The sequence below is a fragment of the Erwinia sp. 1181_3 genome (assembly GCF_052824965.1).
Genome location: NZ_VTDE01000005.1, coordinates 107,973 through 120,600, shown reverse-complemented (window position 1 = coordinate 120,600; position 12,628 = coordinate 107,973). Strand labels below are relative to the sequence as shown.

At 55.4% G+C, this 12,628-nt stretch carries 13 protein-coding genes; 7 read left to right on the top strand and 6 right to left on the bottom strand.

Going from position 1 to position 12,628, the window contains the following annotated elements:
- Positions 1-49: 49 nt before the first annotated feature.
- Entirely contained in the window at positions 50-715 is a 666-nt protein-coding gene (locus FY046_RS15050; protein WP_133844263.1) for a 7-cyano-7-deazaguanine/7-aminomethyl-7-deazaguanine transporter, read from the bottom strand.
- Positions 716-921: 206 nt separating this feature from the next.
- Between FY046_RS15050 and tusA the strand changes: the two genes are divergently transcribed.
- On the top strand, positions 922-1,167 hold the full coding sequence (tusA, locus tag FY046_RS15045; RefSeq protein ID WP_133844261.1) for a sulfurtransferase TusA: 246 nt from the start codon (positions 922-924) through the stop codon (positions 1,165-1,167).
- 193 nt (positions 1,168-1,360) lie between these two features.
- Here the strand turns inward: tusA and FY046_RS15040 are convergent, their stop codons facing one another.
- Positions 1,361-3,628 (bottom strand): zinc/cadmium/mercury/lead-transporting ATPase, encoded by a 2,268-nt coding sequence (locus tag FY046_RS15040; RefSeq protein WP_446186224.1) that lies wholly within the window; start codon positions 3,626-3,628, stop codon positions 1,361-1,363.
- 310 nt (positions 3,629-3,938) lie between these two features.
- A complete protein-coding gene (locus tag FY046_RS15035) occupies positions 3,939-4,565 on the bottom strand; it encodes a lysoplasmalogenase (RefSeq protein WP_133844257.1) in 627 nt (208 codons plus the stop codon).
- 152 nt (positions 4,566-4,717) lie between these two features.
- On the opposite strand from FY046_RS15035, the gene FY046_RS15030 reads away from it, so the two are divergent.
- Positions 4,718-5,077: a DUF2500 domain-containing protein gene (locus FY046_RS15030; RefSeq protein ID WP_133844255.1), complete on the top strand. Its 360-nt coding sequence runs from the start codon at positions 4,718-4,720 to the stop codon at positions 5,075-5,077.
- Between the two features lie 64 nt (positions 5,078-5,141).
- Here FY046_RS15030 and FY046_RS15025 read toward each other — a convergent pair whose 3' ends face one another.
- Positions 5,142-5,411, bottom strand: coding sequence for a DUF1145 family protein (locus tag FY046_RS15025; RefSeq protein WP_133844253.1), 270 nt, complete (start codon positions 5,409-5,411; stop codon positions 5,142-5,144).
- Entirely contained in the window at positions 5,401-6,006 is a 606-nt protein-coding gene (gene rsmD, locus FY046_RS15020; RefSeq protein WP_133844251.1) for a 16S rRNA (guanine(966)-N(2))-methyltransferase, read from the bottom strand. The genes FY046_RS15025 and rsmD overlap by 11 nt, the downstream gene beginning before the upstream one ends.
- Positions 6,007-6,180: 174 nt before the next feature.
- On the opposite strand from rsmD, the gene ftsY reads away from it, so the two are divergent.
- The 4 genes from ftsY (at position 6,181) to rpoH (ending at position 10,538) form a co-directional block, all read left to right on the top strand.
- Positions 6,181-7,731 carry a signal recognition particle-docking protein FtsY gene (gene ftsY, locus FY046_RS15015; RefSeq protein WP_446186223.1) on the top strand — a complete coding sequence of 517 codons (1,551 nt, stop codon included), beginning with the start codon at positions 6,181-6,183 and terminating at the stop codon, positions 7,729-7,731.
- Positions 7,732-7,737: 6 nt separating this feature from the next.
- Positions 7,738-8,406, top strand: a complete 669-nt coding sequence (gene ftsE / locus FY046_RS15010; protein ID WP_133846607.1) for a cell division ATP-binding protein FtsE — start codon at positions 7,738-7,740, stop codon at positions 8,404-8,406.
- Positions 8,396-9,388, top strand: coding sequence for a permease-like cell division protein FtsX (gene ftsX / locus FY046_RS15005; protein ID WP_133846608.1), 993 nt, complete (start codon positions 8,396-8,398; stop codon positions 9,386-9,388). The genes ftsE and ftsX overlap by 11 nt, the downstream gene beginning before the upstream one ends.
- Positions 9,389-9,683: 295 nt before the next feature.
- A complete protein-coding gene (gene rpoH / locus FY046_RS15000; RefSeq protein ID WP_133846609.1) occupies positions 9,684-10,538 on the top strand; it encodes an RNA polymerase sigma factor RpoH in 855 nt (284 codons plus the stop codon).
- 73 nt (positions 10,539-10,611) lie between these two features.
- Here the strand turns inward: rpoH and panM are convergent, their stop codons facing one another.
- A complete protein-coding gene (panM, locus tag FY046_RS14995; RefSeq protein ID WP_167864251.1) occupies positions 10,612-10,998 on the bottom strand; it encodes an aspartate 1-decarboxylase autocleavage activator PanM in 387 nt (128 codons plus the stop codon).
- A 388-nt stretch (positions 10,999-11,386) separates the two neighbouring features.
- Between panM and FY046_RS14990 the strand changes: the two genes are divergently transcribed.
- Positions 11,387-12,502: a branched-chain amino acid ABC transporter substrate-binding protein gene (locus FY046_RS14990; RefSeq protein WP_133846614.1), complete on the top strand. Its 1,116-nt coding sequence runs from the start codon at positions 11,387-11,389 to the stop codon at positions 12,500-12,502.
- Positions 12,503-12,628: the final 126 nt, after the last annotated feature.

Genomic DNA, 12,628 nt, shown 5'->3' with positions numbered 1-12,628 from the left:
GCGGCTCGAATGACTTGGGGTATATAACGGCCTGAGTTCAAACCTCAGATTAACCGAAGTTGACGCGGGTGCTATTGGATTTCTCTGCTAATCGTTTCAGCGCGGCATTCAGCAGCACGCCGTAAGCTGGCAGGAAGAACACCATACAGATAAGCACTTTGAAGCTGTAATCCACCAGGGCGATCTCCACCCAGTGGGTGGCCATAAACAGGTCAGGACTTTTATAGAAGGCAATAAAGAAGAAAGCGAGGGTATCGCTGATATTGCCGAGGAACATCGCCGCCGCCGGTGCCATCCACCAGGCGGCTTTCTGGCGCAGGCGATTGAACACGTGGATATCGAGGATCTGGCCGAGCGCATAGGCCATAAAGCTGGCGCAGGCGATGCGGGCAACAAACAGATTCATCTCTTCCAGCGCTGCGAAGCCCTGCCATTCACCCTGATAAAACAGTGCTGAGATGGTGTAGGAGATAAACAGCGCCGGGATCATCACGGCAAGGATAATGCGTCGTGCCAGTGGGGCACCGAAAATCCGTACCGTCAGGTCAGTCGCCAGGAAGATAAATGGGAAGCTGAACGCGCCCCAGGTGGTGTGCAAACCAAAAATTGCCACCGGCAGCTGCACCAGATAGTTACTGGAGGTGATCACCAGCAAATGGAAAAGGGACAGCCAGACCAGCGCGTGGGTGCGCTGGCGCGTAGAAAAAGCGATCATTGTTGTCAGCCTTTTTAGATTGGGGTGAGGGAACCCATGAAAATTTGTCTGTGTTTCGCTCAGGCGAATTCGCGGCATATTACCGCTTTGACCTGCTAATGCAATGGTTAATTTTAACGCAAACGTTATCGTTGCAGGCAATCCTTGCACACGCACCGACTGGCGCTAAAATAGGCGCCGTCCGTTACATAATAACTGAGAATATCATGAGCGACCTTTTCGCCAACCCCGACCAGACCCTTGATGCGCTGGGCCTGCGCTGCCCGGAACCGGTGATGATGGTGCGCAAGACTGTGCGCCATATGCAAGACGGTGAAACCCTGTTGATTATCGCTGATGACCCGGCCACCACGCGCGATATCCCTGGTTTCTGCCGTTTTATGGAGCATACGCTGGTGGCTCAGAACACCGATGTTCTGCCGTATCAGTTTTTGCTGAAGAAAGGATTGTAAGGTGCGGGTCGGGCATGCCCGACCCCTGGGACAACCCGGCACTATCCCAGTGGGCGATGCATGCCCGACACCCGGGACAATCCGGTACGTTGCGCTATCCTGTCGTGGCGATGGATGCCTGGCCTCTGGTATACCCCCGGAACGTTGCATTACTCCGTAGGGGCGAGGCATGCCTCGCCCAACGTTTACCCCGCTATTTCTTTCGTAACAACCGCAGTGCGTTAGCGGTCACTAACGCTGTCGCCCCCGAGTCTGCCAATACCGCGAGCCACAGTCCCGTTATCCCCAGTAACGTCGTCACCAGGAACAGCCCTTTCAGCCCCAGCGCCAACGCCACATTCTGGCGGATATTGGTATGGGTTGCGCGCGACAGGCGGATCATCGCGGCCAGGCCATTGAGCCGGTTATGGGTCAGTGCGGCATCGGCGGTTTCCAGTGCGACATCACTGCCGCTGCCCATTGCAATACCGATGGTAGCGGCCTTCATCGCCGGAGCATCATTAATGCCGTCACCGACCATTGCTACCGGCTGCTGCTGATTAAGCTGGCTGACCGCCGCGACTTTATCTTCCGGTAACAGGCCTGCGCGGTAGTCAATATTCAGCTCAGCGGCGATGGCCGCCGCCGCGCGCGGATTATCGCCCGTCAGCATCACGGCCTGGATGCCCAATGACTTCAGCTCGTCCAGTGCAGCTTTGGCATCGGCACGCAGCGTATCGCGCAGCGCGATGATTCCCAGCAGCTGCTGGCCATCATGCATCAGCACCACGGTATTGCCCGCGTTTTCCAGGGTTTCCACGTTCTCACGCTGCGGTGCCAGCAACGCTTCAGGCAGTTTTGATGGTGCGCAGATGGAAAGTAAGCGATCACTCACAACGGCTTCCACGCCGCTGCCCGCCAGGGCGCGTTGTGATTCGGCTCCAGGGATGGTCAGCTGTCGGTCTGTTGCCGCCGCCACAATCGCCAGCGCCAGCGGGTGGGAGGAACTCTGTTCAATGGCGGCAGCCGTTGCCAGTAACTGATCCTCATCCAGTGCGGCCAGCGGCAGAATAGCGGTGACCTGCGGTTTGCCTTCGGTCAGGGTGCCGGTTTTGTCAAAAGCGATGGTACGTACGCTGCCCAGGTTTTCCAGCGCCGCACCGCCTTTAATTAATGCCCCCCGGCGTGCCGCAGCAGCCAGCCCGGAGGTAATCGCCGCCGGGGTGGAAATCACCAGCGCGCACGGGCAACCGATCAGCAGCAGTGTTAATCCTTTATAGATCCACGGTTGCCATTCAGCCCCCATAAACAGCGGCGGTACCAGTACTACTGCCAGCGACAGTGCAATAATGGCCGGGGTGTAGATACGGCTGAAGCGGTCGAGGAAACGTTCAATAGGCGCGCGCCGCTCTTCGGCTTCTTCAATCAGATGCAGAATGCGGTCAATGGCACTTTTACCGGGTTCGGACACTACTTCCAGCTGCACCAGTCGATCCACGCTCAGGCAACCAGCGGCGATGGTTTCATTTTTCTGGCGTTCAACCGGCACTGACTCCCCGGTGAGGGCACTTTCATCAAAGCTGGCAAAAGCACTGAGCAGTTTCGCATCGGTGGGCAGCCGCGCACCGGCGGCCACCTCAATGACATCTCCGGGGCGTAACGCGTTCACCGCCACGTTTTCACGCAGACCTGAACGCAGGCGTAGCGCTGTATCCGGCTTGAGTGCCATCAGCGCAGTCACACCTTTGCGTGCACGCCCGGCGGCAAAGGACTCCAGCCGCTCTCCCAGCATAAACAACAGCAGTACCATCGCCGCTTCTGCGGTAGCGCCGATAAACAGTGCGCCGAGAGCCGCAACGGTCATCAGGGTTTCAATGCTGAATGGCGACCCGCTGCGCATCAGACGCAGGGCGCTGCGGCCAATCGGCCAGACGCCAACCAGTGTGGTCAGGGTAAAGGCCAGCGTGCCTGCCGGATGATTCAGGCTACTCAGCAGTGCACTTATCGCCATCAGTACAGCCAGCAGAATCAGGTTCACATTCTCCTGCCAGAAACTCTGTTCAACTTTAGGTGCGGTGGGAGCATCGCTGCGCTGTAATTGAAAACCGGCGCGAGCCACTGCCCGTTCAACGTCATCACGGATATCGCTGCTGGCATCGACCCGCAGTTTTTCGCTGGAAAATACCACGCGCGCCATGGCTACCTGAGGAAGTTGTTTTACTGCGGTTTCTACCTTGCGTGCGCAGGCCGGGCAGTCCATCCCTGTCACCAGCCAGCTAAAGCTTAAAGCGCCAGTGGGCCTGTCGCCCTCATCATCGGGGTCGTTCCCCGAACTGCAGGCTGCATCTTCACAACAGGGGGCATCAACGCTGGCTGCGCTGACAGCGGTGATTTTTTGAATAACGGGGCGCGGGCGGGTGCTGCATCCGTGCTGTTGACTGGCGTGGTGGTGACCACAACCACATGAAGAGTGCTGGTGCATAACGCCTCCTGACAGGTATCGGCGGGCACCAATGCCCGTCGATACCCATCTTACACTCTGGAGTGGACTCCAGAGTCAAGCGCTATACCCGTCATACTTCGAGCCTCAGGTGCGTTGGCTGCACCCGCTCACTCCAGTCACATAGTTATCTATGCTGCTGGAGACTATGAGCCTCATCCGTGAGGCTCACCCTGCGGGCTTGCCGCGTTACTCGGCCTGGCCTCGCCCCAGGAGGGCAGCGCGTTGCGCGGTTCAAAAAGGCTAAAGCCTTTTAGTCCTGAAACTCGAATTATTTAGGGTATGGTACAAATTACAGCCACAGGGCGCGCACAATCATAAAGTGACCGCCGAAATAGCAGGCGGCGATAATCGCACTGTCAGCGCTAAAGCGGCGGCGATAATGGCTGACTAACCAGACGATGTTACCCAGCAGCAGCAATATTGCTCCGGCCATCAGGGTAAAGGCATCTTCGGACGGCAGAACAAAATAACGTTCCGTCGCCAGCCAGACCATCAGCAGTGCCATACCGAAAAAGGTGCAGATCGGCCAGCGCAGTTCTTCCAGACGGCTCCAGATCGTGGCGATTACCACGCCACCGACGATCAACAGCACTAATGGGATGGGCCAGAACACACTGAGCGTCATCTGGCTGGCGAAGTAGAGGGTATAAAGCAGGTGCGACAGGAAGAAAGCACCGATGGCATACAGCATACGTTTGGTGGGCAGTAACGTGAGCGCATCACCCACCAGTGTTGCCAGTACGCCCAGCAGAATCAGGTAATCAGTGGTTGCCAGCACCGGAGCCTGCCACGCCCAGGCCAGCAGCAGCAACATGGTGACGGGTTTAAATACCCAGCGTTGCCACTGTGGGCCACGATAGGAGGCATCAACATACAGCCAGCCGGAAAAAAGAACCGCAAGGAATGACCAAATCATAAATTGTCCCTGTTGTTATAGATGAAAGTGATGCAACTTCACTCAGTCTAGGTGAAGGGGGGGTGATGTGACAATGAGAGGTCTCCGGTTGTATCCTGTTGCGCACGCGATGCACATACTCACCTTTTTACCTTCAGGAGGATGAAGAAAACATGAAGCCCCCTCTGATCTTTTTTATCGTACTGGCCGTGATCGCCATCTTAGCAACCCGTCAATTTATTAAGCAGCGGCGTGAAGTGGCGGTTAATGATGCTTCGCCGGTACGGTCTCTGGTGGTGGAAGTGAAATCCAAGCGAGAATACCCGGCACCGAACCGCCGTTCACGCCAGCGCGAACATATTCCGGTAGAGGATATGCGTTATGAAGCCTGGTTCCACCCGTTAAACGGGGCAGGTGATTTTAAGCTGGAGTTAACTGCCGGGGACTATCATCAGATCGATAAGGGCAGTAAAGGTGAGCTGAAGGTCAAAGGTTCACGCTTTATCAGTTTTGTGCCTGAGACAGCACCCTGATGCGATGCCGGAAAATTATCTTTCCGGCACACAGACTCCGAACTTGATGAGGGAACGCGGTGGGTTACTGCTTAGGAAAATTCTTCTTTTGCCAGGCCAGCAGTTCAAATACCCCGAAGAAAAACACTTTAATCTGCATCAGGCCGCTCAGTTTTTCTGCGCCTTTCGGTTGAGTGGTGCGCATCAGCACCAGTTGCAGACCATGCATAATCACCATGAAAAACAGCGCCACGTTAACAAAGTACGTCAGCGGTTTCGGGAACGGGTGTACCACGTTAAGCAGTAAAAAGGCCCAGACGAACAGCATCAGCACGCGGCCTGCATTAATCAGCATTGGAAATCTCCTTGTCAACACGGTGACGAATATACAGGCGGTAGGCTACCTGTCCGGCAATTTTCTCGCGGTGAAGCTGCCAGTTTACCGGGACGGGCGGGATGCCGTGCTCCACTTCACTTTCAACATACACCAGCGCGCCATCGCTCAGCCAGCCGTTGCTCTCCAGTAACTGGGTGGTTTTCTCCAGCAGTCCCTGACGAAACGGTGGATCGATAAAGACCAGCTGATGTTCATCCCCTTTTTGCGCCAGAAATTGCAGGGTGTTGGTATTGACCACGCGTCCGCTCTTCGCTCCAAGGGTCGCGAGGTTTTTTTCCAGCTGCTGTGCCACCGGGCGCTCCAGCTCCAGCAATGTGGCGCTGGCAGCATGGCGTGACAGTGCTTCCAGACCGAGTGCACCGCTCCCCGCATAGCAGTCGAGGCATTTTGCCTGCTGAATATCAGCGGCCAGCCAGTTGAACAGGGTTTCGCGTACCCGGTCAGTGGTCGGGCGCAGGCCCGCGCTGTCGGGAACCGGCAGCTTACGACCGCGCCACTGCCCACCAATAATACGTATTTGTCCTGCTGCGCCGCTGCGGGGTTTCTTATTCATCTTGCTGAACTCTTAATAATTTGTTGCATAGTTTAACGGGCTAACCGGGCGGAGGAAACGTAAAAAGGGTGCTGTGATGCGCTTGGCAGAAAGTGTTAGACTAAGAGATTAATTAACAGATTAATTTTCGTACCGGAACCGGATCGGTTTTCCCGCGAGGAGTGTGGTTGCACCATGGCAAAGAATAAAAAACGTGGCTTTTTTTCCTGGCTTGGTCTGGGGCGCGAAGAACAGACGCCACAGGATGAAGTAAAAGAAACGTTATCACCGCAGCCCTCTGCCGATACGCCAGCGGAAGTGCCCCCTGCCGCTGACTCTGCCCCTGAAAACGCTCACAACGCCGAAGCCGAAGCGGCTGCCCGTGCTGAAGCCGAAGCGGCTGCCCGTGCCGAAGCCGAAGCGGCTGCCCGTGTCGAAGCCGAAGCGGCTGCCCGTGTCGAAGCCGAAGCGGCTGCCCGTGCCGAAGCCGAAGCGGCTGCCCGTGCCGAAGCCGAAGCGGCTGCCCGTGCTGAAGCCGAAGCGGCAGCCCGTGCTGAAGCCGAAGCGGCAGCCCGTGCTGAAGCCGAAGTGGCAGCCCGTGCTGAAGCCGAAGCGGCAGCCCGTGCTGAAGCCGAAGTGGCAGCCCGTGCTGAAGCCGAAGCGGCAGCCCGTGCCGAAGCCGAAGCGGCAGCCCGTGCTGAAGCCGAAGCGGCAGCCCGTGCTGAAGCCGAAGCGGCTGCCCGTGCTGAAGCCGAAGCGGCTGCCCTGGCCGCTGAGGTTATGGAAGAAGAACTTCAGCCAGTGGTGGAGCAAGTTCGCCCGACCAAAGAAGGTTTCTTTGCCCGTCTGAAGCGCAGCCTGGTCAAAACCCGTGAAAATCTGGGTTCTGGTTTCATCGGCCTGTTCCGTGGCAAAAAAATTGATGACGATTTGTTTGAAGAGCTGGAAGAGCAGCTGCTGATTGCAGATGTTGGCGTGGATACCACACGCCGCATTATTGCCAGCCTGACGGCGCAGGCGAGCCGTAAGCAGTTACGTGATGCCGAAGCGTTGTACGGCCTGCTGAAAAGCGAAATGGCTGAGATTCTTGCTAAGGTTGAAGCGCCGCTGGATGTTACGGGGAAAACGCCGTTTGTTATCCTGATGGTCGGCGTCAATGGTGTGGGTAAAACCACCACTATCGGCAAGCTGGCGCGTCAGTTCCAGGCTGAAGGTAAATCCGTAATGCTGGCCGCAGGCGATACTTTCCGTGCCGCTGCCGTTGAGCAGTTGCAGGTGTGGGGAGAACGAAACAATATTCCCGTCGTGGCGCAGCATACTGGCGCAGATTCCGCCTCAGTGATCTTCGATGCCATCCAGGCTGCGAAGGCGCGCCACGTTGACGTGTTGATCGCCGATACGGCCGGGCGTTTACAGAATAAATCGCACCTGATGGAAGAGCTGAAAAAAATCACCCGCGTGATGAAGAAGCTCGACGAGCAGGCGCCGCATGAGGTAATGCTGACAATCGATGCCAGCACCGGCCAGAATGCCATCAGCCAGACTAAACTGTTCCACGAGGCCGTCGGCCTGACCGGGATTACCCTGACCAAGCTTGACGGTACAGCGAAAGGTGGGGTGATCTTCTCGGTGGCAGATCAGTTCAACATTCCGATTCGCTACATCGGCGTTGGCGAAGGTATTGAAGATTTACGATCGTTTAAGGCTGACGATTTTATAGAGGCACTTTTTGCCCGAGAGGATTAAATTAGGATGATTCGCTTTGAAGAAGTCAGTAAGGCTTATCTCGGCGGTCGGCAAGCGCTGCAGGGGGTAGATTTTCATCTGCGTCCTGGCGAAATGGCGTTTCTGACCGGACATTCCGGGGCGGGGAAAAGTACCTTGCTGAAGCTGATCTGTGGCATTGAGCGCCCGAGTGCCGGGCATATCTGGTTTGGCGGCCACGACATCAGCCGTCTGAAAAGCCGTGAAGTCCCGTTTCTGCGCCGTCAGATCGGTATGATCTTCCAGGATCACCATCTGCTGATGGATCGCTCGGTGTATGACAACGTGGCGATCCCGCTGATTATCAGCGGGGCCAGCGGTGAAGATATTCGCCGTCGCGTTTCAGCCGCACTGGATAAAGTTGGCCTGCTCGATAAAGCAAAAAGCTTCCCGATTCAGCTGTCTGGCGGTGAACAACAGCGTGTGGGCATCGCCCGTGCGGTCGTCAACAAGCCCGCCGTTCTGCTGGCGGATGAACCAACCGGTAACCTCGATGAGGCATTATCAGAAGATATTCTGCGTCTGTTTGAAGAGTTCAACCGTGTGGGCGTCACCGTTCTGATGGCGACGCATGATATGGGACTGATTGGCAGCCGTCAGTATCGACTGATGACGCTAAACCAGGGACGTTTGCACGGAGGTCATCGTGGCGAATAAGCGCAATCCCCGCCCGGCAGCAGCCAAAGCGGTGAAGCAGAAGGTGCCATCTAAAAGCAAAGCGCTAAAAGGCGGATGGCAAGAGCAGTGGCGTTATGCAATGCATGGCTCACTCTCTGACATGTGGCGCCAGCCGCTGGCCACGTTGCTGACAGTAATGGTCATCGCCATTTCTCTGACGCTGCCCAGTGTCTGCTATATGGTCTGGAAAAATGTGAGTCAGGCGGCAGATCAGTGGTATCCCGCCCCGCAACTGACCGTTTATCTGAGCAAAACACTGGATAACGACGCCGCTGAAAATGTCGTGGCGCAGTTGAAAAAAGAAGAGGGCGTCGACAAGGTTAACTACCTGTCACGCGAAGAGGCGCTGGGCGAATTCCGTAACTGGTCTGGTTTTGGCGGTGCGATGGACATGCTGGAGCAGAACCCGCTGCCAGCGGTTGCGATCATTACGCCGAAGCTGAATTTCCAGAACTCATCCACCATGGATAGCCTGCGTGACCGCGTGTCAAAAGTGCAGGGTATTGATGAAGTGAAGATGGATGACAGCTGGTTTGCCCGCCTGGCGGCGCTGACCGGGCTGGTGGGACAGGTTGCATCAATGATTGGTATTCTGATGATTGTGGCTGTGTTCCTGGTGATTGGTAACAGCGTACGTCTCAGTATTTTTGCCCGGCGTGACACCATTAATGTGCAAAAGCTGATCGGTGCCACCGATGGTTTTATTCTGCGACCTTTCCTATACGGCGGCGCACTGTTGGGCTTCTGTGGTGCACTGTTGTCACTGGTGCTGTCTGAAGTGCTGGTGCTGCGGCTTGAGTCGGTGGTGGCTCAGGTGGCTTCTGTGTTTGGCACCACCTTCGGGTTGCACGGTCTGGCGTGGGATGAAAGCCTACTGCTGCTGCTGATTGCCGCAATGATTGGCTGGGTGGCCGCGTGGCTGGCAACGGTACAACATTTACGCCGATTTACGCCTCAGTAACCCCTTTACACGTTTTTTTGATATAATCTTCCTCTGCTGCGTGAGAGTTTACCGCAGAGGAAGTTCATCAACTTGTCACTTCCCCCTGCGATTCTGCTCCTTTCATGCGCCGCATATTATGTGTAAAACCTCCACTAATCTGATTGAACTTTTGGGTGGTTTTAGCATCATAGTAGGCAGATTTAGACCCAAAGCTTCGCACAGATTGCTTTCGATTTTTGTCGGCAATTCGCGTAGTGTAGTCAGCGCGTCAGGGACTGGCGCTGTCACCACGCTTAACACAGAGAGGATTTGAATGACCAAAGAAATGCAAACTTTAGCTATTGCTCCCTTAGGCAACCTGGATGCGTACATCCGGGCAGCTAATGCCTGGCCTATGCTGACGGCAGAAGAGGAAAAAGCGTTGGCTGAACAGCTGCATTACCAGGGCGATCTGGAAGCAGCTAAAACGCTGATCCTGTCTCACCTGCGCTTTGTCGTTCATGTTGCTCGTAACTATTCTGGTTATGGCCTGCCGCAGGCAGACTTGATCCAGGAAGGTAACATCGGCCTGATGAAAGCTGTGCGCCGTTTTAACCCGGAAGTAGGGGTGCGCCTGGTGTCCTTTGCTGTGCATTGGATCAAAGCCGAAATTCATGAATACGTTCTGCGTAACTGGCGTATTGTGAAAGTTGCCACCACCAAAGCACAACGTAAGCTGTTCTTTAACCTGCGTAAAGCTAAGCAGCGTTTGGGCTGGTTCAACCAGGAAGAAGTCGAAATGGTGGCGCGTGAACTGGGCGTCAGCAGCAAAGACGTGCTGGAAATGGAATCGCGCATGGCCGCGCAGGACATGACCTTTGACCCAACGCCGGACGACGAAGGCGAAGGGCGTTCAATGGCGCCGATGCTCTACCTGCAGGATAAGTCTTCCGACTTTGCGAATGGTATTGAGGAAGATAACTGGGACGATCACGCGGCGGATAAGCTGAGTGATGCGATGCTGGGGCTGGACGAACGCAGTCAGCATATTATCCGCGCCCGCTGGCTGGACGATGACAACAAAACCACCCTGCAGGAGCTGGCCGATCAGTACGGCGTTTCCGCAGAGCGTGTGCGTCAGCTTGAAAAGAACGCCATGAAGAAACTGCGTCTGGCGATTGAAGCATAGTCAATACCATGACAGCAGAGCGACCGGCATGTGGTCGCTATAAGGGCTGACCTTCTTTGAGGTCAGCCCTTTTTTATTTCAACCATTCACCGTTCTGCTGCTTAAATCCGCCCGCCTGCATAAAGGCGGCTATCACTTCAGGTGCCGACGTTCCGTCGATGCAGACCGACCAGTGGGCCACCTCTGGGTTTTGTGCCACTACCTCTTCCAGCAGATACAGCCCGACACCGCGCCTGCGTGTTACCTCCCGCACCTCCAACTGCGACAGCTTCCCCTGACCTGTGCGCACTTCCACTCTGACCGCCGCCAGCAGCCGATCGTTAAAGCGCGCAGCATAGAGTCGGAATTGATCATCCAACTGCGCTTCCAGAGCGTCGATATCAGCCTGTGGCCAGATTTTTTTTAAATCACTGCGATCCTGCTCTGAGCACTGTTGCAGGCGGATGATAGTCAGTTTCATCGGAATAACCCGTACGTGAGAAAGGCATATTGTAGCGAAGTTGACCATACTATAACGTGTTAGTTTTTGCGTACAAAAACGAGGCGATGTGTTGAGTCTCTGTCCTATATGCCGAGTAAATCATTGTTGATGATTTATCAGCCAGCATAAACTCCTGGGTATTCGGCTAAAATGCCACCGTTCGTGTTAGTGAATTGTCCTGTGGCTCCCGCTATTTACTGAATATGTCAGTTGATTTACAGCAGAATATTCCTGTTTAATAACCTGAAATTTAAAGCCTTATTCATAAAAAATGCCGGTAATCACTCTAACTCGTTCTTAGTTAAGCGTTTATCGCTGATTACATGGCACATAATAAATAGTAACCACAACAGATGGGGTAGTTCGGATGAAAATGAGTAAAGGTAGTGCGTTCCTGGCGGGCTGTGTTGCCCTGGCAATGAGCCATGCAGCAATGGCAAAAGACATCAAAGTGGCCATCGTGGGTGCGATGTCCGGCCCGGTGGCCCAGTATGGCGACATGCAGTGGACAGGTGCGCAGCAGGCCATTGCCGATATCAACGCTAAAGGCGGTGTTAACGGCGACAAACTGGTCGCAGTGAAGTATGACGACGTTTGCGATCCTAAGCAGGCGGTTGCAGTCGCCAACAAAGTGATTAACGACGGTATCCGTTACGTCATCGGCCACCTGTGCTCTTCTTCTACCCAGCCTGCTTCTGATATCTATGAAGATGAAGGCGTGCTGATGATTACCCCGGCAGCAACCGCACCAGACCTGACCAGCCGTGGCTATAAGCTGATTATGCGTACGACCGGTCTTGACTCTGACCAGGGTCCGACCGCCGCAAAATACATCCTGAGCGAGATTAAACCGCAGCGTATTGCCGTGGTTCACGATAAGCAGCAGTACGGTGAAGGCCTGGCGCGTTCCGTACAGGACAGCCTGAAAAAAGCGGGCGGCAACGTGGTGCTGTTTGAAGGTGTGACCGCAGGCGACAAAGATTTCTCTACGCTGGTGGCGCGTTTGAAGAAAGACAACGTCGACTTCGTCTATTTTGGCGGTTACCACCCGGAAATGGGTCAGATCCTGCGCCAGGCACGTGCGGCCGGTCTGAAAACCCAGTTTATGGGCCCGGAAGGTGTGGGTAACGCTTCCCTGTCGAACATCGCGGGTGCGGCTTCCGAAGGGATGCTGGTGACGCTGCCAAAACGTTATGACCAGGTGCCTGCCAACAAACCTATCGTTGATGCGCTGAAAGCGAAAAAAGAAGACTCTACAGGTCCATTCGTCTGGACAACCTACGCTGCCTTGCAGTCACTGGCCGCCGGTATGGAGCGCAGCAAGAGCGCAGAGCCGGAAGCTATCGTGAAAAACCTGAAAGAAGGCGCAGCAGTACCAACGGTGATGGGTGACCTCAACTGGGATGAGAAGGGCGATCTGAAAGGCTTCGAGTTTGGTGTATTCAAGTGGCACGCTGACGGCTCCTCCACTGCCGTGAAATAAACCAGGCTGCGGGTCAGGCGTGCCTGGCCCCTACGGAATAATGCAGATCCGTGGGGTAACCCGGTGAATCCCCGGAATAACGGGGATCCTTGGGGTAGCTCAGCGCATCCCCGTAGGGGCCGGGCA